General features: G+C 52.9%; 20 protein-coding genes. 13 read left to right on the top strand and 7 right to left on the bottom strand.

Features of this window, described 5'->3' with window-relative positions; translation table 11 throughout:
• Positions 1-23: 23 nt before the first annotated feature.
• The 7 genes from BLO43_RS06790 (at position 24) to pnp (ending at position 10,204) form a co-directional block, all read left to right on the top strand.
• Positions 24-719, top strand: a complete 696-nt coding sequence (locus tag BLO43_RS06790) for an HpnM family protein (protein WP_254773367.1) — start codon at positions 24-26, stop codon at positions 717-719.
• Between the two features lie 49 nt (positions 720-768).
• Positions 769-3,435 carry an MMPL family transporter gene (locus BLO43_RS06785; protein ID WP_090906420.1) on the top strand — a complete coding sequence of 889 codons (2,667 nt, stop codon included), beginning with the start codon at positions 769-771 and terminating at the stop codon, positions 3,433-3,435.
• Positions 3,436-3,798: 363 nt separating this feature from the next.
• On the top strand, positions 3,799-4,578 hold the full coding sequence (locus tag BLO43_RS06775; RefSeq protein WP_090906419.1) for an MlaA family lipoprotein: 780 nt from the start codon (positions 3,799-3,801) through the stop codon (positions 4,576-4,578).
• Positions 4,579-4,801: 223 nt separating this feature from the next.
• Positions 4,802-6,739, top strand: coding sequence for a squalene--hopene cyclase (gene shc, locus BLO43_RS06770; protein ID WP_090906418.1), 1,938 nt, complete (start codon positions 4,802-4,804; stop codon positions 6,737-6,739).
• The gene (locus tag BLO43_RS06765; RefSeq protein ID WP_090906417.1) at positions 6,736-7,467 is read left to right on the top strand and encodes a phosphorylase family protein; all 732 of its coding nucleotides are present in this window, start codon (positions 6,736-6,738) and stop codon (positions 7,465-7,467) included. Before shc ends, BLO43_RS06765 begins: the two co-directional genes overlap by 4 nt.
• A gap of 215 nt (positions 7,468-7,682) precedes the next feature.
• A complete protein-coding gene (rpsO, locus tag BLO43_RS06760; protein ID WP_074630860.1) occupies positions 7,683-7,952 on the top strand; it encodes a 30S ribosomal protein S15 in 270 nt (89 codons plus the stop codon).
• 143 nt (positions 7,953-8,095) lie between these two features.
• Positions 8,096-10,204: a polyribonucleotide nucleotidyltransferase gene (gene pnp / locus BLO43_RS06755; RefSeq protein ID WP_090906416.1), complete on the top strand. Its 2,109-nt coding sequence runs from the start codon at positions 8,096-8,098 to the stop codon at positions 10,202-10,204.
• 149 nt (positions 10,205-10,353) lie between these two features.
• Here the strand turns inward: pnp and dksA are convergent, their stop codons facing one another.
• Entirely contained in the window at positions 10,354-10,776 is a 423-nt protein-coding gene (gene dksA / locus BLO43_RS06750) for an RNA polymerase-binding protein DksA (RefSeq protein ID WP_074630862.1), read from the bottom strand.
• 562 nt (positions 10,777-11,338) lie between these two features.
• Here dksA and BLO43_RS06745 point away from each other — a divergent pair.
• The 6 genes from BLO43_RS06745 (at position 11,339) to BLO43_RS06720 (ending at position 15,942) form a co-directional block, all read left to right on the top strand.
• Entirely contained in the window at positions 11,339-11,719 is a 381-nt protein-coding gene (locus BLO43_RS06745) for a CREC-EF hand family protein (RefSeq protein ID WP_090906415.1), read from the top strand.
• A gap of 136 nt (positions 11,720-11,855) precedes the next feature.
• Positions 11,856-12,263 (top strand): EF-hand domain-containing protein, encoded by a 408-nt coding sequence (locus tag BLO43_RS06740; RefSeq protein ID WP_090906414.1) that lies wholly within the window; start codon positions 11,856-11,858, stop codon positions 12,261-12,263.
• 13 nt (positions 12,264-12,276) lie between these two features.
• A complete protein-coding gene (locus tag BLO43_RS06735) occupies positions 12,277-13,128 on the top strand; it encodes an HvfB family MNIO-type RiPP peptide maturase (RefSeq protein WP_090906527.1) in 852 nt (283 codons plus the stop codon).
• Positions 13,109-13,864, top strand: coding sequence for an HvfC family RiPP maturation protein (locus tag BLO43_RS06730; RefSeq protein WP_090906413.1), 756 nt, complete (start codon positions 13,109-13,111; stop codon positions 13,862-13,864). Before BLO43_RS06735 ends, BLO43_RS06730 begins: the two co-directional genes overlap by 20 nt.
• Before the next feature lie 212 nt (positions 13,865-14,076).
• Positions 14,077-14,709, top strand: a complete 633-nt coding sequence (locus tag BLO43_RS06725; RefSeq protein ID WP_090906412.1) for a class I SAM-dependent methyltransferase — start codon at positions 14,077-14,079, stop codon at positions 14,707-14,709.
• 36 nt (positions 14,710-14,745) lie between these two features.
• Positions 14,746-15,942 carry a BaiN/RdsA family NAD(P)/FAD-dependent oxidoreductase gene (locus BLO43_RS06720; protein WP_254773376.1) on the top strand — a complete coding sequence of 399 codons (1,197 nt, stop codon included), beginning with the start codon at positions 14,746-14,748 and terminating at the stop codon, positions 15,940-15,942.
• 56 nt (positions 15,943-15,998) lie between these two features.
• Here BLO43_RS06720 and BLO43_RS06715 read toward each other — a convergent pair whose 3' ends face one another.
• The 6 genes from BLO43_RS06715 to dapF all read right to left on the bottom strand — a co-directional run bounded on the left by BLO43_RS06715 (position 15,999) and on the right by dapF (position 22,259).
• Positions 15,999-17,339 (bottom strand): DEAD/DEAH box helicase, encoded by a 1,341-nt coding sequence (locus BLO43_RS06715; RefSeq protein ID WP_090906410.1) that lies wholly within the window; start codon positions 17,337-17,339, stop codon positions 15,999-16,001.
• Between the two features lie 223 nt (positions 17,340-17,562).
• Complete coding sequence (hslU, locus tag BLO43_RS06710; RefSeq protein ID WP_090906409.1) at positions 17,563-18,894, bottom strand: ATP-dependent protease ATPase subunit HslU; 1,332 nt, start codon at positions 18,892-18,894, stop codon at positions 17,563-17,565.
• 169 nt (positions 18,895-19,063) lie between these two features.
• Positions 19,064-19,600, bottom strand: coding sequence for an ATP-dependent protease subunit HslV (gene hslV, locus BLO43_RS06705; RefSeq protein ID WP_004176575.1), 537 nt, complete (start codon positions 19,598-19,600; stop codon positions 19,064-19,066).
• Positions 19,601-19,732: 132 nt separating this feature from the next.
• Positions 19,733-20,641: a tyrosine recombinase XerC gene (xerC, locus tag BLO43_RS06700; protein WP_090906408.1), complete on the bottom strand. Its 909-nt coding sequence runs from the start codon at positions 20,639-20,641 to the stop codon at positions 19,733-19,735.
• Between the two features lie 52 nt (positions 20,642-20,693).
• Positions 20,694-21,362, bottom strand: a complete 669-nt coding sequence (locus tag BLO43_RS06695) for a DUF484 family protein (RefSeq protein WP_090906407.1) — start codon at positions 21,360-21,362, stop codon at positions 20,694-20,696.
• 57 nt (positions 21,363-21,419) lie between these two features.
• Positions 21,420-22,259 carry a diaminopimelate epimerase gene (dapF, locus tag BLO43_RS06690; RefSeq protein WP_090906406.1) on the bottom strand — a complete coding sequence of 280 codons (840 nt, stop codon included), beginning with the start codon at positions 22,257-22,259 and terminating at the stop codon, positions 21,420-21,422.
• Positions 22,260-22,284: the final 25 nt, after the last annotated feature.

Genomic DNA, 22,284 nt, shown 5'->3' with positions numbered 1-22,284 from the left:
CCGGCGAGGAATTTCTCTGGGCCATGACAAGGATTTCGGTGCTTCGTTACAGCGCGGTCAGCACATTTGCGGTAAAGGTAGTCAATATGAAAGTCCTGCGTGCAATCAAGTCTGTATTGCAATTCCAGATAATAGTAGCGGCCATGCTGATGGTTACGCCCGTATCCTGGGCCGAGACGATGGATTCCGGCAGCCCGGAGCAGGTCGTCAGTCATCTGCACGAGTCCCTGATCAAGGCAATGCGCGAAGGCGAAAAACTCGGCTATCGAGGCCGTCTCGAACTTCTGACCCCCGTCATCAATCAAACTCACGATCTGGACTTTATCGCACGTACCACTTTGGGTCCCAACTGGACTCAGCTGAGTACCGCTCAGCAGCAGACTTTCACGGATGTTTTCCGGAAGCTCAGCATTGGCACCTACGCGGGGTGGTTTAAAAGTCATGAGGGTGAGCGTTTTGAATTTCTGGAGCGGCAGGTCATGCCGCGAGAGCAGATAATGGTGCGCAGCAGGCTCGTTCCATTGAAGGGCGAGCCTGTACGTTTCGACTATATTTTGCGTCAGGGGAAGGAGGGGTGGCGCATTGTCAATATCCTTGCCGACGGCGTCAGTGACCTTGCGCTCAAGCGTGTTGAATACCGTGCTATCCTTCAGCGTGACGGTTTTCAGACGCTCATCGACATGCTCAAGAAAAAGATCGCCTTGACCGAAGAAGAATAAGAAAATCACGCAGCACCAAGGGCCGATCGCTCCAAATTCTTCCTGAAGGATGACTATTTCCGCCAAAGCTTCTCACAGCCGCATCTATGATATTTTTGCGCGCTGGTCCACCATCTCCTACCGTTACGGCGCCTGGATTCTTTTTGGAGCGTTGTTGACCGCTGTGGCATCCAGCGTCTATGTTTCGCGTAACCTCGGCATGAATACCGATACCACAGACATGCTCTCCGAGCATCTGCCATTTCGCGTCAACATGAAGCACTACAATAAAACCTTCCCGCAAGACATGGAAACTCTGCTGGTGGTGCTGGATGCGCCCACACCCGAGCAGGCCTATATGGCAGCAGACCGTCTTGTGGCGCGTTTAAAAGAGGACACCACAAACTTTCATGATGTCTATCCCCCGAACGTAAATGACTTCTTCGCGCGCAATGGCTTGCTCTATCAAAACCTCCCGGAACTGGAGCAGATCACTGACAGTCTGGCCGCGGCACAGCCGTTAATAGCGCATATCGTCAGAGATCCCACCCTGCCCGCTTTTGTTTCTGTACTTTCCGGCGCGGTGGACGAATTACGCAAGGGGCGCAGCATGGAGCTTCAACCTGTGCTAAGCGGGTTGAGTACGACTCTGGATGCGCGGCTCGCGGGTGCGCCCAGGGTGTTGTCATGGCAATCCCTATTCCATGGCGAACCCCAGAAAAGCAAATACCAGGAACTGATCGTCGTAAAACCGAGACTGGATTACACCCTGATGTTCCCGGCCGAGCAATCCATCGCAGCGCTGCATGCCGCCGCAAAAGATACTGGCGTAACGAAAGATGGGCCGGTGCGGTTGCGCATCACCGGTGAGGTAGCCCTGGCCGAAGAGGAGCTCAACAGTTCGCTTCGCGGGATGGAATATGCCGGGATGATTACATTTATCCTGGTGGCGGTGGTACTTTATTTCGCGATGCGCACCGCTGGACTGATATTCAACGTGCTACTTTGCCTGACAATGGGTCTGATTCTCACTGCGGCCTTCGCTACTGCTGTAGTCGGTCACCTGAACCTGATTTCCATTGCTTTTGCGGTGTTATACATTGGTTTGGGGGCGGATTTTGCAATCCACTTTCTGCTGCGGTATCGCGAGGTTCTGGAAAATGGTCTTCCGCCCACAGAGGCCGCGCATATATCTGGCGGGGATGCAGGCGCCGCATTGACTGCGTGTACCATCACCAACGCCATTGGGTTCTACGCATTCATGCCTACCGATTATAGCGGAGTAGCGGAGTTGGGGATCATCTCCGGTACCGGCATGATCATTAGTCTGTTGGTCACCCTTACTTTGGGGCCTGCCCTCCTGCGTTATCTGCCGAAACGGCCGCCAAAGACTTCCATTACAAAGGGTTCTGTCGGCAAAGTGCTCGAATGGTCATTAAAATGGCACAAGTTGACCTATGCCGCTACGGCAGTGGCAGCCATTGCCGCGATTGCCCTATTGCCTCAGGTAAGATTTGACTACAATCTGCTGAATATGCAAGATCAGACTGGGGAAGCGGTGCGGACTTTCCGGGAGCTTCTTGCGGATACCGACCATTCACCCTGGCACGCAGTTGTATTGGCCAAAGATCACCAGGAAACGAAACGCCTGGCGCAGCGATTGGCTGAGCTTCCCGAAGTGAGCAAGGTGATCACGATTCTCGATTTCGTGCCGGCAGAGCAGGAGGAGAAACTCCAGCTTGTCGAGGAAATGGCACTGACGATGGGACCGATCTCGGTTTCAAGCAAGGCTCAAGCTACCGGGGAAGATACCTCGCTGCGGCAGCGAAAAGCGCTTGATGAACTGGCCACCGCATTAGATCGATTCATAGCCGAGCGTCCTGGTCATCCCGCGTCTGGAACCGTACGAACCCTCAAGGCGTCTCTGACTTCGCTGTTCGTCCAGCTCGATGCAGCCAGCACAGACGAAAAACGCAAGCTGCTGAATGCCATTGAGGAAGATCTGCTTGCGACGCTGCCTATTGCTTTGCGGAGTCTGCACACTGCCACGGAAGCCGCTCCATTTAAGGAACAGGATCTGCCCGCGTCGCTTGGGGGGCGTTGGCATAGCCAGTCAGGTGAATATCGGCTGGCGGTTTATCCTGCGGAAGATCTCAACGACAATGAGGCATTACGACGTTTTGTGCGGGCGGTTCAGGAAGTGGCGCCCAATGCAACCGGGGCACCCATAGTGAGTCTTGATGCAGGCGAGGCCGTCGTGAAGGCATTCGTTCAGGCGTTCTTGCTGGCGCTGTTGGGGATTGTCGTCGCATTGCTGATAATACTGCGCAGTGTGAAATACATGTTGCTCGTGCTGACCCCGCTTTTGTTATCCAGTTTGTTCACCGCCGCATTCACCATCCTGTTGAATGTCCCATTCAATTTCGCCAATATTATCGCTCTGCCATTGTTGCTGGGTCTTGGTATCGACAGCAGTCTGCATATGGTGCACCGAAGTCTGAACAATGAAATGGTGAGCGAAGTTTTGATTCACACCAGTACCGCACGCGCCATTTTTTATAGCGCTCTGACCGCTTTGGTGGATTTCGCAAGTCTTATGCTTTCATCGCACCAGGGCACCGCCAGTATTGGAATAATGCTGACAGTGGGACTGACTTTTACTTTGATCTGTACACTCGTTATATTGCCGGCGATACTGCGTACCCCCGTCCGGAGCGCGCATTCCACTTCGCCGTAAGGGCGGTCGGGGAAACATTTCTGTCATTGGAATAAGCCCTCTCCGGCGAACGTCGCATCCATGGAGTTATAATCCGGATGTTTTATGAATTGACGCGCATCCTCGCTGGTCTTTTGTTTCGTATGGAAACTTTGTTCAATTTGGCATATGAATAACTATGCCACTCAATTGCAAAATATCATTACAAAACAATTTTTATTAAATTTTAGCGTGAATTTAAGAAAAATCCGGGAAAGAAAGTTATGCGCCAATTTGACAATAATTGTTTATACTGCGCACCTTGAATTATTATGCTATGTTGCAAAAATGTTACTGCCCCGGGAGATTTACGATTAACAAGGTTGGTTTACGCCTTACTTGATTATGACGCATACACCGGCAACCATTCTATTATTAGTATGTGCGGTGCTGTTTACCGGTTGCGCCACCGTGCGCCCGAACGTCACAGGCATGGATTCGATCGATCCCAACGAGAAAACCAATCGCAAGTTTTATGATTTCACCGATATGGTTGACCGGAACGTTCTGGCGCCGGTTGCCGATGTTTATATCAAGTATATTCCCAATCCCATGCAACGTTCGATCGGAAATTTCTATGACAATCTTGCATACCCGAACGTTATTCTGAATGCTTTTTTGCAGGGCAAGGGTCGCCAGGGACTCCAGGACAGTTTGCGTTTTGTGGTTAATACGACCATTGGCCTGGGAGGACTTTTTGATATGGCAACGCCCATGGGTCTGGTGCAGCACGACGAAGATTTTGGGCAGACGCTCGGCGTGTGGGGGGTTAATACAGGATCTTATTTGTTTGTTCCCCTGATTGGGCCCAGCAGCTATCGGGATGCGCCCGGCATTCCCGTAAGCGTTTTCAGCAATCTTTTATTTTATGCGGGGACTGTTGCCAGTACCGCCATTGTGGGGCCCGTCACCGTTCTGGGTATTATTGACAAGCGGGCGAGATTATCCGGTCCCATGCGCGTGCGCGACCAAGCGGCGCTTGATCCTTATCTATTTGTACGTGAGGGGTTTTTACAACAACGTAAGCATCTGATTTATGACGGTGATCCGCCACCGGAGGTCTACGATGACCCGATCGACGACGATCCCGCGCAGAATAAGCCTACGGTCAAGCCATTACTCTGAAAATTAATTTCAAGCGAGTATAATAAAACGTTAGATCGGCATCAGTTCTTTCTGCGATGTGACAGTCATTCTGGAATGACGGTTGTTGGCAGGTGGTAGCTCATGGCTCATCCGCAAGGGAAACCGACCATGCAACCCACCTCCGCATCGCCGGAGGTTACCATCGGGATTCAATGATGGATATGCCGATGGATCCACGTAGTACGGTAATAGGTAAAAACGAATGAAAAGATTGGAGCGTACCGCCAGATTGTCTTCGCAAGATAGATTCCTGAGTTCAACGGCGCTGGAAGATGGATTGACCGCGGCGCGCGAGGCCATGCTTTCCCTGCAGAAAGAGGATGGCCACTGGTGTTTTCCGTTGGAGGCGGACTGTACAATTCCGGCGGAGTATGTGCTAATGATGCATTTCATGGATGATGTGGATAGGGACCTCGAAGTCAGGCTCGCCCGATTCATCCGTGAAAAACAGGATTCCGCGCATGGTGGCTGGCCGTTATACTACGGCGGCCATTTCGATCAAAGCTGTACGGTCAAAGCCTACTATGCCCTGAAGCTTGTGGGCGACTCTCCCGACGCGCCGCACATGATACGCGCACGCACAGCTATTCTGGAACATGGAGGCGCGGCGCGGGCAAACGTATTTACGCGGATACTGCTTGCCATGTATGGCCAGATTCCCTGGCGTGGTGTTCCGTTTGTGCCGGTCGAGATCATATTGTTGCCTCGCTGGTTTCCGTTCCACTTAAGTAAAATCGCCTACTGGTCACGTGCCGTCACGGTACCGTTATCCATTCTTTGCAGCTTGAAAGCGCGTGCCGCGAATCCGCGCAATATCCATATTCAAGAGCTGTTTACAGTGTCTCCGGAAAATGAACGGGGTTACTTTCCGGTACGCACCCGGCTGAATTGGCTATTTCTGATGATTGAGCGCATTGCCTCGCCATTCGAGCGATTTATTCCGTCTTTTCTGCGGCGCATCGCATTAAAGCGGGCGGAGCGCTGGACAGTGGAGCGGCTTAACGGCGAGTGCGGACTGGGAGCGATTTTCCCGGCGATGGTAAATGCCAGCGAGGCGCTGGCATTGCTGGGCTACCCCTATGAGCATCCGTATCGAGAGCAGTGCCGCAACGCACTTAAAGGATTGCTGGTGGACGAAGGCGAGCGTGTCTGGTGTCAGCCATGCACATCGCCGGTATGGGATACCGTGCTGACAGGCCTTGCATTACAGGAGGGCGCGGGCAGAGATGAGAAGCCCATCCGCAAGGCCCTTGACTGGTTGATTCCCAATCAGATACTTGACGCACCCGCCGACTGGCAGGACGAGCATCCTGGCCTGGCGGGCGGTGGCTGGGCTTTTCAGTACGCCAATCCTCATTACCCGGATCTGGATGATACTGCCGCGGTGGGATGGGCATTGCATCAAGCGGATCCCGAGGGTTATCGCGAAAGCATTGTACGTGCGGCGGACTGGCTCGCCGGCATGCAGTCCCGCAACGGCGGTTTTGCGGCCTTTGATAGTGACAATACCTATTACTACCTGAACGAAATTCCGTTTGCCGACCATGGTGCCTTGCTTGATCCCCCCAGCAGCGACGTCACTGCCCGCTGTACCGGTTTTCTGGCATTACACGGCGACCCCAGGCATAAGAATGCGGTGGAACGGGGCTTGACTTACCTGTTTCGCGAGCAGGAACCCAGCGGAGCCTGGTTCGGACGCTGGGGGAGCAATTATATATATGGTACTTGGGCGGTACTGGAGGCTTTCCAGTTGGCGCGTGTGGATTCCGGTCATCTTGCCATTCGTCGCGCGGTACAGTGGTTAAAGTCCGTGCAGCGTGATGACGGAGGCTGGGGTGAGGGCAACGACTCTTACTCCGAACCACAACAAGCGGGGCGTTTTGAGACGAGCACATCCTTCCAGACAGCGTGGGCGCTACTCGGTCTGATGGCGGCAGGTGAGGGGCAGAGCCATGAAGTATCCCGTGGTATAGCATACCTGCTGCATGAGCAGGATAGCGATGGCCTATGGCATGAGCCCTGGTTTACCGCGCCGGGCTTCCCGCGGGTTTTCTATCTTAAATATCATGGGTATACGAGTTATTTTCCGCTGTGGGCTTTGGCTAGATTTCATGCGCTGACCCGGAAGACCTCTGCGTGAGGGAGGTGGGTATCGTCACCGCAATGCGGGTGGAAGCTCGCTGCGTTACCCCACTTCGCTTGCCATTTAACAAAAGAATCAGCCTGGGGGAGAGCGCGGCGATATGGCTCTGCGGGATAGGCGCGGAGGCGGCTCACGAAGCGGCGGAAGGCCTGAAAGCCGGCGGGGCTACCGCTCTGATGAGTTTCGGGCTCGCCGGCGCATTGGACTCCAGCCTGCGGCCGGGCGATCTGGTGTTGCCGGAGTCGATTTACGGCGGTCGCTTGTTGCCAATTGATTTGGGCTGGCGTGCCCGGCTGCGACAGCTTCTTCCTGCCCGCTTACGGGTGGCGGGTGGCATGTTGGCGGCGAGTACGCAGGTGCTGGCTTCAGCAACCGCAAAGCGCGAGTTGGCGCAGGCTACCGGAGCTTGCGCAGTGGATATGGAAAGTGGCGCGGTGGCGGAGGCCGCCGCCCATGCCGGGTTGCCATTCCTGACGGTGCGGGCAATCTCGGACCCGGTGGAGTTTTCACCCCCCTCGATTCTGCTTAGCGCGATACGCCGCGACGGCAGTCCCGACATGATGCGTCTGCTGCCGTTATTGCTGCGGCGATCCGTGCCGCTCGGCACGCTACTGCGTCTCGGAGTGGACTCCCGTGCTGCGTGCTCCACGTTATCCGCAGTGGTACACCACGCGGACAGGGAAATGGGGCTTGCCTCGGCGCATTCCGCCCATGAAGCGGATTAGCATGGATAAAGATATTGAAATTCCAGGTGGCTTCCTGGCTGCGCAAGTGGGTGATATTTGTACCAAAGAAGATTTTCGTCATGGAAGATCAATATAGGCACCGGTTGTTCAAGTCACATCAGCGATAAAATAAAGTCATCATATTACTTGAGAATTCACGCTGTTAAAGAGTAAAATACCGGCCTTTCGTATCAAGCATTTAATGGAGAGCACGCATGCCAATCACAACCGATCAAAAAGCACAAGTGGTGCGCGAGTATCAGCGTGCCACTGGAGATACGGGTTCTCCCGAAGTGCAGGTGGCATTATTGACCACTCGTATCAATGATCTGGCAAATCATTTCAAAGCACACGTCAAGGATCATCACTCCCGCCGTGGGTTATTGCGTATGGTCAGCCGCCGTCGCAAGCTGCTCGATTATCTCAAGCGCAGCAGCGCTGATAGCTATCGTACGTTGATCGAGCGTCTTGGCTTGCGCAAATAGACTATCGATCCGTAATTACGACGGAAATCTGCGGAGCACATGAAAATTCTTGTCTCTTGCGATAAACGATAGTACGCGTCTCATGCTGGAACGGGTTGATCGCAAATGGATGGGAACGTTTTTTTGAAAAAAAGGGCAGTTAATTGAAATCAATCAAGAAAAGTATTAGCTACGGGCGTCATCAACTAACGCTGGAAACCGGGGAGATAGCAAGACAAGCGCACGGGGCGGTGATGGTTACCATGGACGACACCGTGGTTCTGGTGACTGTGGTGGGTGCAAAAAATGCCAAGCAGGGTCAGGATTTTTTTCCGTTGACGGTGGATTATCAGGAAAGAAGCTATGCCGCCGGTAGAATACCCGGCAGCTTCTTCAAGCGTGAGGGTCGCCCTTCCGAAAAAGAGATTCTTACTTCCCGTCTGATTGATCGTCCTATCCGTCCTCTGTTTCCAGAACGTTTTTACAATGAAGTACAGATCGTAGCCACCGTCCTGTCGTCCGATAATGAAGTGGACGCGGATATACCCGCACTGGTAGGTGCCTCGGCTGCGCTTGTGCTTTCCGGTATCCCCTTCGATGGTCCTGTTGGTGCTGCGCGGGTGGGCTACATCAACGGGGAGTATATCCTGAATCCCACCACGACCGAACTGAAACAAACCCAGTTGAATCTGGTGGTGGCGGGTACTCAGCAAGCTGTGCTGATGGTGGAATCCGAGGCATTGGAATTGTCCGAAGACATCATGCTGGGCGCGGTTATGTACGGTCATCAGCAAATGCAAGCGGTAATCAACGCCATCAATGAATTGGCCGACGAAGCAGGCGTTACTGCATGGGACTGGACACCAGCGGAAACGGATATCGCGCTGACTGAGAAAATCGCCGGTCTGGCGGAAACGGATTTGCGCGATGCATTCCAATTGAGGCAGAAGCAGTCTCGATCCGAGGCTATCGACAACATCTGGAGAAAAGTTTTTGCTGAAGTCGGTGTCGACACAGAGGGTGGGCCGGATGGGCAAGTTGTAAAGGAGGTTTGTTTTGCTCTCGAGTCAAAAATAGTACGTTCCCAGATTCTCGATGGCGAGCCTCGCATAGACGGACGTGATACGCGTACCGTTCGTCCCATTACAATCCGCAACGGCTTGTTGCCGCGTACTCACGGCTCCGCCTTGTTTACTCGGGGGGAAACCCAGGCGCTGGTGATTGCAACCCTGGGCACGGGGCGAGACGAACAGAAAATCGATGCCTTGCAGGGAGATTATTCAGAGCGTTTCATGCTCCACTACAATATGCCGCCCTACGCCACCGGCGAAACTGGCCGTGTAGGCACGCCCAAGCGCCGTGAAATCGGACATGGACGTCTGGCCAAAAGGGCTTTGGTTGCAGTGCTGCCTTCCGCCGAAGAGTTTGGGTATTCGCTAAGGGTCGTATCGGAGATTACCGAATCGAATGGCTCGAGTTCCATGGCCTCGGTCTGTGGTGGCTGTCTTGCATTAATGGATGCGGGCGTACCATTGAAAGCGCATGTGGCGGGCATTGCCATGGGGCTCATTAAAGAGGGCAACCGGTTTGCCGTGCTGACCGATATTCTCGGGGATGAAGATCACTTGGGCGACATGGACTTCAAAGTGGCGGGCACCGAGAAGGGCATTACCGCGCTGCAGATGGATATCAAGATTCAGGGCATCACCAAAGATATTCTGCATGCCGCACTGATACAGGCCAAGGAAGGCCGCATGCACATTCTTCAAATCATGAAGCAGGCGCTGCCTTCAACACGCGAAGATATTTCCGAACATGCGCCACGCATCATTAAAATTAAAATCAATCCCGAAAAAATCCGTGACGTAATTGGCAAAGGTGGTGCGGTAATCCGTGCACTGACTGAAGAAACCGGGACCACCATTGATATCGCCGACGATGGTACCGTTATGATAGCCTGTATTAACGCCGAAGGCGGCGAAGTGGCAAAAAAACGGATCGAAGACATCACCGCTGAGGTGGAGGTGGGCAGAGTATACGACGGGACCGTATTGAAACTCCTGGATTTCGGCGCGATTGTTAGCGTTCTTCCAGGCAAGGATGGTTTGTTACATATCTCGCAAATTGCCAACGAGCGTGTCAATAGTGTCGCCGATCATCTCAAGGAAGGTCAGGCGGTGCGGGTCAAGGTCCTGGAGGCGGACGACAAGGGACGGCTACGTCTTAGCATGAAAGCCGTTACCATGGAGGGTGTTGACAATACTGTTTCATAAGCTTTAACCAAGAAAATACGACTTTATGTTGATTTCTTTACGGTTGATTATAAAAAAGCCCCTATCGCGCGATAGGGGCTTTTTTACGGGAAGAAACAAGTTTGCGACAACAGGCAGATGCAAATAGGCCTGCGGAAAACACATCAATTTTACTTAGCTACCTGTTTTTCCCTTATCTCGTCAAGAGTCTTGCAGTCTATGCAGAGAGTGGCAGTGGGCCGGGCTTCAAGGCGCTTCAGGCCAATTTCAATGCCGCAACTATCGCAATAACCATAATCGCCAGTATCTATTTTGGCAATGGTCTCATCAATTTTCTTGATTAATTTACGCTCGCGGTCACGATTGCGTAATTCCAGTGCCATGTCTGACTCCTGGCTGGCACGATCGTTAGGATCGGCGAAAATCGTCGCTTCATCCTGCATGGTATGCACCGTGCGATCGATATCCTGCCCTAATTCAATTTTAATACCTTCCAGTATGTTGCGAAAATGCATAAGCTGCCTGGAACTCATGTAGCTTTCCCCCTTCTTCAGCTTATAAGGGGTCGCTGGTTTACGCAGTTCTTGCGGCATTTTTAATATCCCTTTTATATTTCAGGTGACGTATAAAGGTACTTTTACAGAAAAAAATATTATACAGCAATACGCTTGCTATTCGTCCGCCGCGACATACGGCAAAAGTCAATTCTAACCCATATAAGAGTTTGTAGATAACTTCGGAGTCAGTCAGTTTGCATGAACCCCACCCGCACGGAAGCACGAATTTTTGCAGAATTCCTATTGCTTGGATACCCCTGGAATAAAATAAATGCCACATTTCTCAAAATCGCCCATAAACGATGAGCATTGCTATGAGTATTCTTCTCGTGGTTCCCACGCCGTGACCGGCCAGGTGCGACAATTTGTCGCACCTGGCCGAAAATTGTGCTATGTTACTTATAGCCATTATTTGCTCTGCCGATCAAATAATTGGGGCTGGGTGCTTCAATAATGGTTGAGATTGTTTAGGGTATCCGCGTGCGTCGAGACCTGGTTGCAGAAGAAAGAGAGCAAGTTTGTGGGTTGCTACGACAAGTGCGGTTTTCTATCAGAGTGCAACGCAACATCCCTCTATAATATACAGGAGAAGAAAATCATGTCTAACAGAAAATCCGTTATTTCCATAGCCGTTGGTTCTGCTTTCGTTGCTAGCCTTGGTGGTGCACCGGTCGTTTCCGCGGCTGATAGCCCCTTTGCCGTACAATCTCTTGACAGGGGCTACATGGTAGCCGATGCGCATAAATATGGCGAAAAGAAGGGTGGAGAAGGTAAATGCGGTGGTCAGGGTGCATGTGGCGAAGGGAGGTGTGGCGCGGCTATGGCGGATGCAAACAATGACGGTAAGATCACCAAGGAAGAGTGGACCGCGCATCACAACGCCATGTTCGAACATATGGATGCCAATAAAGACGGCTTTGTCAGCAAAGATGAGATAAAGGGGAAAACGAAAGACGGCAAGTGTGGAGGCAGCAAGTAAGAGATAATTTTTTGAGCTGGGGGCGATTTTTCTGAGCTTGGTTTTCACACGAAAGTCGACCCCCTAGCTAAGCCCGCCCTCCAATTCCTCTTGAATTGTGACATAATATTTCATCCAAAATTTAGGAGAAAATATCATGCGCAATAAGAAAACCATGATTTCCTTGGCTGTGGGTTCCGCTTTTGCAGCTACGCTCGGTGCGGCGCCGCTCGCCTCGGCGACCGATAATCCTTTCATCGCGCAATCCCTGGATAAAGGCATCATGCTCGCGTATGCCGATAAGGTGGATCCCAATAAATATGGGGGTGGAGCAAAATCCGGTGAAGGCCGATGCGGCATGTCGATGGTGGACACCAACAAGGATGGCAAAGTCACGAAGCAGGAATTCCTGAAACATCACGAGGTCATATTTGACAGGATGGATGCCAACAAGGATGGCGCTGTCGATCAGCCTGAGGCTGACAGCTATGGAGGAGCCAAACCCACCGCACCCCATGCTCCCGGCGCACCCAGTACAGCGCCCCATGGCGGGATGAAGAAGTAATTCCCAATCCGTGGTGGAATCCCTGTGCCGTGCCAGCGTAGGGCTGGGCTTTCGGCGGGAATTAATTCCTGAGCTAAAAAAGTGTGTTCCCGCCGCTATCGACTTCTTTGAAATCGCGCCGGAAAACTGGATCGACTTCGGTGGTGTGACGGGGCGGGATTTGCGCCGCTTCACGGAGCGTTACCCCTTTGTCTGTCATGGACTCTCACTCTCCATTGGTAGCCCGGCGCCGTTGGATGAGGAGTTGCTGCACAAGATCCGGCAATTCCTGGATCAGCATCAGATTTCCCTTTATACAGAACATCTCTCGTACTGTTCCGATGATGGTCATCTCTATGATTTGCTTCCCATACCCTTTACCGAAGAAGCAGTGAAATATGTTGCCACACGCATTCGCCGTGCTCAAGATATCCTGGGGCGTCGCATTGCGCTGGAAAATGCCTCGTTTTACGTGCGATCGCCTATTACCGAGATGAGTGAAGCAGACTTTATCCGCGCTGTATTAACCGAAGCGGACTGCGACCTGCATCTTGACATCAACAACGTGTACGTCAACAGCGTTAATCATGCTTATGATCCCATCGAATTTATCTGCGCGATGCCTACGGAACGCATTGTCTACATGCATATGGCCGGGCATTACAATGAAGCGGAAAATCTGATTATTGACACTCATGGCGCGGACGTAATTGATCCGGTATGGTCATTGCTGGATCAAACTTACCGCATTCACGGCATAGCGCCCACGTTGCTGGAGCGCGACTTCAATATTCCCCCCCTGCATGAACTGATGCATGAGGTCGAGCGCATCGGTCTGACTCAGACTCGATATGCGGGTGCGAACCATGTCCGCGCCGCTTCCTGAATTTCAGCGCTTCCAGTACGCCTTTACCGCACATATCCGTGACCCTAAGGCGAACGCTTGTCCGCGTGGCGTTGAAGCAGCGCGTATGCGGATATATAGAAGGCTGGTTTACAACAACGTTGAGAGCTTCCTGTTGACCTGCTTTCCCGTACTCAGAAAAGTACTTGGAATGCGTCGTTGGAGGAGGCTCGTGCGTGCGTTCCTTGCCCTGCATCGCAGCCGCTCGCCTTTTTTCAGGGAAATACCCAATGAGTTTATTCAATTCCTGCAAACGGAATGGACGTCACCGGCGGATTATCCGGAATTCATGCTGGAACTTGCGCACTACGAATGGGTGGAACTGGTACTATCCGTTTCAACGGATGCTCCGAATTGGGACTGCATCGATCCCGGCGGCAGCCTGCTGGAACAACGTCCCGCTCTAAACCCGGCACTCGCCAATCTTTGTTACCGGTGGCCCGTGCATCGTATCAGCCCGCGCGCACGAACCATGCCCATAGAAACCTATTTACTGGTATTCCGCGATAACAGCGATCAGATTCGATTCACCGAAATCAACGCATTTACCTCGCGGCTAATGAGCCTGTTAGAAACCGCCGAGCATACAGGTCAAACGGCACTCGAAATTGTTGCCACGGAAAGTCATCATCCCTCGCCTGAAGTCGTGATTCAGGGAGGGCTGGCAATTATGCGTGATTTACAGGCGCGGGGCGCGCTGCTGGGTGTTCTGCGTTAGGGGACACAATGTAATGCGCCGGGTTTCTCCGTAACTCGAAGCGGGTTTCCCACATTCCCGGGCAGTATGAATACCCCCAACGCGGAAATCAGAGACCTCCCGCCGAACACCGGATATTGCATCTCTGAGCATCGTATTTCTCTTGTTTCCGCAAATTGGGGTATGAGATGTGACAAAAACTTGATTATTATGACGGCACATACGAACATCACATGAAGCTCGACCCGCTGGACCTGAAGAATATTTCTTCCCTTACGCTCGCCCACTACAACGAGCACGCCGAGCATTTCTGGGAAGGAACGAAAGATCATGACGTCGACCAGAATATCGCGGCGTTGCTGAAATACATCGAGGGTAAATCACCTTATACCATACTGGATTTTGGCTGCGGACCGGGCCGTGATCTCAAGGTATTTACCGAACTCGGCCATATCGCGATCGGACTTGAGGGTGCACCGCGCTTCGTTGAGATGGCTCGCAGCCATACCGGCTGTGAAGTGTGGCACCAGGATTTTCTCGGACTCGATTTGCCGCATGAATACTTCGACGGCATATTCGCTAATGCTTCGCTGTTTCATGTTCCCGGCAGTGAGCTGCCACGTGTGCTGACGGAGTTGTGTAAGACGCTGAAACCGGGCGGCGTGCTGTTCAGTTCCAACCCGCGCGGGAACGACGAAGAGGGCTGGACCCACGGGCGTTATGGCGTATATCATGATATTGAAAGGTGGCGAGGCTATATGGCCGCTGCCGAATTCGTCGAAATTACCCACTATTACCGTCCCGTCGGCCGGCCGTGCGCGCAGCAGCCGTGGTTTGCCAGCGTATGGCGCAAGGTGGGGGAGTAGCACCTGCCGGATCCAGTTCAGTTACATCGAATGAAAATAAAAAAGGATGTAATAGTGATAGGCGCTGGGGCGGCCGGGATGATGTGCGCGATCGAGGCCGGTAAGCGTGGACGCTCGGTCATGCTGTTGGATCATGCATCGAAGCTTGCGGAAAAAATTCGTATTTCCGGTGGGGGACGGTGTAATTTCACCAATCGCCACACCAGGCCGGAAAATTTCCTGTCACACAATCCGCATTTCTGCCGATCCGCGTTGGCACGCTTCACCCCGCAAAACTTTATCACGTTGGTGGAGAAACATGGCATCCATTATCACGAAAAGAAACTGGGGCAATTATTTTGCGACAGCAGCTCGCAGCAAATAATTGACTTGTTGCGGCATGAGTGCGATGCGGCGGGCGTCGAATGGCAAATGCCATGTCGAGTGAACAACATAAGCCGCATCCATGCCGATACAGCCCCCGGCAGATTCATGCTGGAAACCGACTGCGGCATCTTGATGGCCGATTCATTGGTCATCGCAACAGGGGGCTTGTCCATCCCACAAATCGGTGCAAGCCCCTTCGGCTATCGTGTCGCCGAGCAATTTGGCATTACTGTTACGCCGCTGCAGCCAGCACTTGTTCCGCTGACTTTCGCGCAGGGTCAGCTAGCCAGCAGCGTCGCAGGGCTGCCAGGTGTCGCAATTGACGCGGCGGTGAGTTGTAATGGCGCCTGCTTTCGGGAGAATCTATTACTCACACACCGTGGTTTGAGCGGTCCCGCAATATTGCAGATTTCTTCCTATTGGCAACCGGGAATCCCAATTCATATCAATCTGCTGCCGGATCTCGACGCGGCGGCGTGGCTGCTCGATCACAGGCACAGCACGGGACTGCTATCCAAGCTGATAACGCAATATCTACCCAGACGCTTTGCACAGGCCTGGTGCGACGATATTATGCGGGATCAGCCTGCCCAGCCGATAAACCGGTACAGTGAAACCGGATTGAGGCAGATCGCCGCGCAATTGCATAATTGGCAAATCACACCCAGCGGCACCGCGGGATATAAAAAAGCGGAAGTGACACTGGGCGGGGTGGACACCCGTGAATTGTCATCCAAGACGATGGAAGCAAGAAAAATACCCGGATTATATTTTATTGGCGAAGTCGTGGATGTGACGGGACATCTGGGTGGATTCAATTTTCAGTGGGCTTGGGCGTCTGGTCATGCGGCGGGTCAGTTCGTGTAATTCAGACGCTGGCTGCCATCGTGCCTTGCATCACGTTGTAACGAGAACAAATCGGATTAACGGCCACGCCCGCCCGAACGATGCAGCGTGGGTATGCGACCCGCAGCGGGTTTTGCGGGTATCCTGGCTGCTGGTGGTTTGGTACCTGGCTGGCTCTTTCGTTGGGTACGGCCATGCCGTCCCGGTAGCTCCGGTGGTGTGCGGCGTTGCCCGCCGTTGCTCCCATTCATAATCGGTTCGGCTTTAATGCGCGGGTCGGGCTCGAAACCCGCGATGATCTGTTGAGATAATTCTCGCTTGATCAGCCTTTCAATGTCAGTCAACAGTTTAAACTCATCCACACAGACCAGCGACACGGCATCGCCGTCAGACCCGGCACGGCCAGTGCGTCCGATGCGATGGACGTAATCCTCCGGCACGTTAGGCAACTCGAAGTTGACCACATGGGGTAGTTCGGAAATATCTATTCCACGCGCCGCGATGTCGGTTGCCACCAGCACCTGCAGGCTACCCGTCTTGAATTCAGCCAGTGCGCGGGTGCGCGCCGATTGGCTTTTGTTGCCATGTATGGCAAGTGACGGGATACCGCTTTTGATCAGATACTCCGCCAGCTTGTTGGCGCCATGCTTGGTGCGGGTAAACACGAGCACCTGCGACCAATGGTGCTTCTTAATGAGATAGGCAAGCAGATCACGCTTTCTTTCACGGTCTACCGGATGGACCGCATGCGTTACATTATCGGCAGTGGCGTTGCGGCGCGCCGCCTCAATTTTCACCGGCTTGTTCAGCAAACTGGCAGCCAGCGTCTGGATTTCGTCGGAGAAAGTTGCCGAGAAAAGCAGACTCTGCCGCTGTTTAGGCAGTAGCGCGAGTATTTTTCTGATTTCGCGAATGAAGCCCATGTCGAGCATACGGTCCGCTTCATCCAGTACCAGGATTTCAACACGTGACAAGTCGACAGTTCGTTGCTGCACATGATCCAGCAAGCGCCCCGGAGTGGCTACAAGAATGTCCACACGGCTCTTCAGGCGAGTAATCTGAGGATTAATACTGACCCCGCCGATCATCGTCATCGAATTCAGTTTCAAGTATTTGCCGTATTCCCGGATACTTTCTTCCACCTGTGCCGCCAGTTCGCGCGTGGGAACGAGAATGAGTGCACGTATCGGCGGACGGCCGCTGGATGGTCCTTTTACGCTTTTATCGGACAAACGATGCAGGATGGGCAAGGTAAAGCCGGCGGTTTTGCCAGTGCCGGTTTGAGCCCCGGCCATTAAGTCGCCGCCAGCGAGCACGGCGGGGATCGCTTGCAGCTGAATGGGGGTTGGGTCGGTATAGCCGCATTCAGTCACGGCACGAATGATTTCATCGGACAGGCCGAAGATAGAGAAAGACATAAAACTCCTGGGGTAACATCGGCCTGTCGCCCCGGTAACGAGGCGCCAGTCTTAGGCAGACGGATATAGTTTGAAAAACAGAGTGGGCGGCGTGAAGACTTGGAGCAAACGCCGCAGGTTGGGATTGTAACAGATCACACCCTGGCGCGCGCTGTTTGGCTGAGATGCGCGAAGCCAGGATCAAGAGCTACTGAATAAATCCCGAATTTATGAAACGTCCGGGTTAAAGTACGTAGCGGGCTAAATCTTCGCTTTGGGATAGGCTATTGAGTCGTACATCCACGTATGCGGCATCAATGACGACGGTATCGCCGCTATGTTTCTCGGCATCAAAGGAAACGTCTTCCAGAAGTTTTTCCATCACGGTGTAAAGACGTCTCGCGCCAATATTCTCGGTTTTTTCGTTAACCGCAAAAGCGATTTCCGCCAGGCGTTTAACCGCATCGGGTGTAAATTCCAGCTTGATTCCCTCAGTTTCCAGCAGTGCCTCATATTGGCGTGTCAGACAGGCGTCGGTATTGGTGAGGATTTGTACAAAATCGTGAGCGCTAAGACTGGCCAGTTCGACGCGAATGGGGAAACGGCCCTGCAATTCGGGAATCAGATCGGAAGGCTTGGCGAGATGGAATGCGCCGCTGGCGATGAACAGGATATGATCAGTTTTGATCATGCCGTATTTCGTGGAAACCGTGGTGCCCTCCACCAGCGGCAACAGGTCCCGTTGTACGCCCTGGCGCGATACATCCGCTCCGGAAGTCTCCGAGCGGCTGGTGATCTTGTCGATTTCGTCGAGGAACACAATACCGTTCTGTTCAACATTCTGCACTGAGCGAAGTTTCAATTCCTCATCATTGACGAGTTTGGAGGCTTCTTCATCGGTAATAAGTTTCATTGCCTCACGGATTCTCAGCTTACGGGTTTTTTTTCTTTCCCCACCCAGATTCTGGAACATACCTTGAATTTGCGTGGTCAGCTCTTCCATTCCCGGTGGCGCAAAAATTTCCATGTGGGCATGCGCCGCTGAAATTTCGATTTCAATTTCTTTGTCGTTGAGTTCCCCTTCGCGCAGTTTCTTGCGGAATTTCTGCCGGGTGGTATTGTCGCCTTCATCCGCTTCCATTTGAGAGCCCATCTCTCTCGCCGCTGGCAGCAACGCGTCGAGGATACGCTCTTCAGCATGGTCTTCCGCGCGAGCCCTCATCTTCTGGGTTTCCTGTTCGCGGGACTGCTTGATGGCGGATTCCACCAGATCGCGAATGATGGAGTCCACATCGCGCCCTACATAACCGACTTCAGTGAACTTGGTGGCTTCCACCTTGATGAATGGCGCATCGGCGAGTTTCGCGAGACGGCGTGCGATCTCGGTCTTGCCGACTCCAGTAGGACCGATCATCAAGATATTTTTTGGCGTGATTTCCTGCCGTAGAGGATCCATTACCTGTTGCCTGCGCCAGCGATTTCTGAGCGCAATGGCCACCGAGCGCTTGGCGGCATCTTGGCCGATAATGTGCTTGTCCAGTTCATGGACGATTTCCTGCGGAGTCAGTTGGGACATGGTTTCAGGGTATCAGTGATAAAGTGGCGGGATAGGTGAAACCTAAGATGAGAAGCAGGTTTAAGCGGATATACGGGAGTAAAGGACGCTTCGCCGGAGGCGTTCGGTAAAAGATACCGTATCTACCCTTGTATTCACTACGTCTCACCGTTTGTGTTGAGCTTGCACACTACTCCAGAACTTCGATTATATGGTTCTGATTAGTATAGATACACAAGTCGCCCGCTATGGTAAGCGACTTCTTGACGATTTCCAGCGGCGTCAGGCTGGTGTTTTCCAGGAGCGCGCGCGCCGCGGAGTGAGCGTAAGAGCCTCCGCTGCCGATTGCAGCAAGCCCCAGCTCGGGCTCAATCACATCACCCGATCCCGTAATGATCAGTGTGGTTTCGGGATCCGCAACAACCAGCATTGCTTCCAGCCGGCGTAAAATGCGGTCAGTGCGCCAATCCTTCGCCAGTTCCACCGCCGAACGCATGAGGTGTCCCTGATGTTTCTCAAGCTTGCCTTCAAACCGTTCGAACAAGGTAAAAGCGTCGGCTGTGCCACCCGCAAATCCCGCAAGAATTTTGTCATGGTAGAGTCTGCGCACCTTGCGAGCGCTGGCCTTGGCTACGATGGCGCCCAAGGTTACCTGGCCATCGCCTCCGAGCGCCACTTGCGTGCCGCGCCGCGCCGAAAGTATGGTGGTACCGCGAAATTCTGGCATGTATTAGCGCAATATGAGTGAGAGCGCAGATTATACCTAAATCCGGCGGTTGATCGCTCATTTTTAAGCCATTTCTCAGTTTAAGCGCTATGAATTAGGTAGACTATCAGGATCCGCGCTACCTCTCCAGGTTCAACCTTTCTTCTTCTTCCTGGCACGCGGATGCGCCGCATCGTAGACTTTCGCCAAATGCTGGAAATCAAGATGGGTATAAATTTGCGTGGTGCTGATGCTGGCGTGTCCCAGCATCTCCTGCACTGCGCGCAAGTCGCCGCTGGACTGCAGCAGATGGGAGGCAAATGAATGCCGCAGAACGTGGGGATGAATATTGGTGCCGATTCCCTGCCGCGCCGCCTGAATTTTTAACCGCTGACCGATGGATCGCGGACTGATGTTTCTTCCGTACCGCGACAAGAATAGCGCGGTCGCGCCGGGTTTGATCAGCACTTCGCGCAATTTTAGCCATTCGCGCAGGATGCGCGCCGCCTGGCTGCCTATGGGCACTATACGGATCTTGCCGCCTTTGCCGGTAACGCGCGCTGTGCCGTCGGAAAAACTCACATCCTTGGGCTGCAGGCCAGTAAGCTCCGCCAGCCGGAGTCCAGAGGAATAACACAGCTCGAACATGGCCTTGTCTCGTAATGCCATGGAGTCATTATCAACAGGGAAGTCCAGTAGCTTCGCGGCCTCGTCGGGTGAAAGCGTATGGGGCAAGCTTCGGGGCGATTTTGGGGCGTGGACCCCGGCGCACGGATTGCAAGCATAGCCGTAATCACGTGCCAGGTAGCGGTAAAAGCCACGCCATGCTGATAGCATTCTGGCCAGACTTTTTCCGGAAAATCCTTTTCCATGGCGTTGCGCGACAAAGCGGCGAATATGATGAATTCGCAATTGATCAAGCGATGTTTCATGCGCGAAGTTGAGCAGGACGGCAATATCACGCGCATAACTTTCGCAAGTGAGCGATGACAAGCGCCGTTCATTGACAAGATGGGAAAGATAGGCGGCGGCTAGCGCAGCCTGATTATCTCCGGACGTCATAGGGGCCATTATGTCCGCGTTATTTTCGGATATTCATACGTTTTTTCGATTTCTAGAATTGTCCAGCCGGTCTGTATCGGGCCAATGCGGCGCTTACCAGTTCCCCAAGCTGTGTCAGATACAGAGTTCCCATTTCCGGATAAAAGCGCTGGGGGTCTTCGCTTCCCATTACCAGCAGACCGATGGTTTGCTCCGCTCGCAGAGGTATCATCGCAAACGAGCGCAGGCGAACAGCGCTTTCCCCGAACCAATCTTTGATTTCATCCAGTACATGGGGACCGCAATAAGGATGCAGCAGACTCTCCACCACGATGTGAACATCAGCACTCGTTTGAGTAAATTCCGGAAGCGCCGGATCTTCGGCGGTTATATTCCATAATCTTAGCGCCATATGAGGTATGGAGAAATCCTCCCGTAGATTAAAATTCAGTCGATGTAGTAAATCATTCAGACACGTGAAAGTAAGCAGCATGACGGCGAGACGATGCATTTTTTGATTGATGACGCTATTTTCCTCGCCAAATCTGATCAATTCACCCAACTTGCTCTGCAGGATGTGGTTTTTATCCCGTAGTGCGACGATTTGCCGCTCGCTGATGGGAATGGCTCTGCCGTCATGCGCGTAAGGAACCTGAATATCCGCCAGCATGCCGGCATACTCGTCAAAAAATTGGGGGTATTCCCGTAGATATTGGGCGACTTCTTCCGAGCTGAGTTTCATGTTTTCCCCTGGTTAAACTTTAAGGAACCCCTATATATCCTCGCGCTTCCGACCGACTTATTCAGCGATCCCCAAATTGATCTCTCCGTCAAACACGGTAATAGCGGGACCCGTCATCCAGACCGGTTGATTTTCGCCTTCCCAGCGGATGAATAAATCGCCGCTACGAAAACTGACTGTAACCGCTGATCCCAGTAACCCGCGTTGAATACCCGTCACCACGGCGGCGCAAGCTCCTGTGCCGCAAGCCAGTGTTTCACCCGCACCGCGCTCATACACCCGTAACCGGATATGACCGCGATCTATCACCTGCATATATCCGGCGTTGACCCGCCTGGGGAAACGGGGATGGCGCTCAATCAGCACACCTTCAGTCAATACCGGAGCATGATCCACGTCTGCTACCCATTGCACTGCGTGAGGATTACCCATGGAAACGGCGCTGATTTCTATCTGCCTGCCGCCGATATCGAGTGGATAAGTCAGTGCGCGTTTTTCGGCGATAAAGGGAATTTCCTCTGGTTCAAACCTCGGTGTGCCCATATTGACGGTAACTTCGCCGTTGGCCTCCAACCGGGGAACGATAAGGCCGCCATGTGTTTCCACGCGAATTTCATTTTTATTTGTCAAACCCCGGTCATGCACATAGCGAACGAAGCAGCGCGCACCGTTACCGCATTGTTCCACCTCGCCGCCATCGGCATTGAAAATGCGATAGCGAAAATCAGCGTCGCCTTCAGCAGCCTCTATCAACAGAATCTGATCACAGCCGACGCCAAAATGACGATCGGCGAGCAGCCGCAATTGCTCCGGCTTCAGAAATGGAGATTGATTTATCCCGTCAATAACGACAAAATCATTGCCCAGCCCATGCATTTTAGTAAACTTGAGTTTCATTAATAAGCCGCCGGTTTCATTGGAC

Origin of the sequence: Nitrosospira sp. Nsp13 (assembly GCF_900101945.1) — a bacterium.
Taxonomy (GTDB): domain Bacteria; phylum Pseudomonadota; class Gammaproteobacteria; order Burkholderiales; family Nitrosomonadaceae; genus Nitrosospira; species Nitrosospira multiformis_D.
This window is presented reverse-complemented; position numbering and strand designations above follow the sequence as displayed.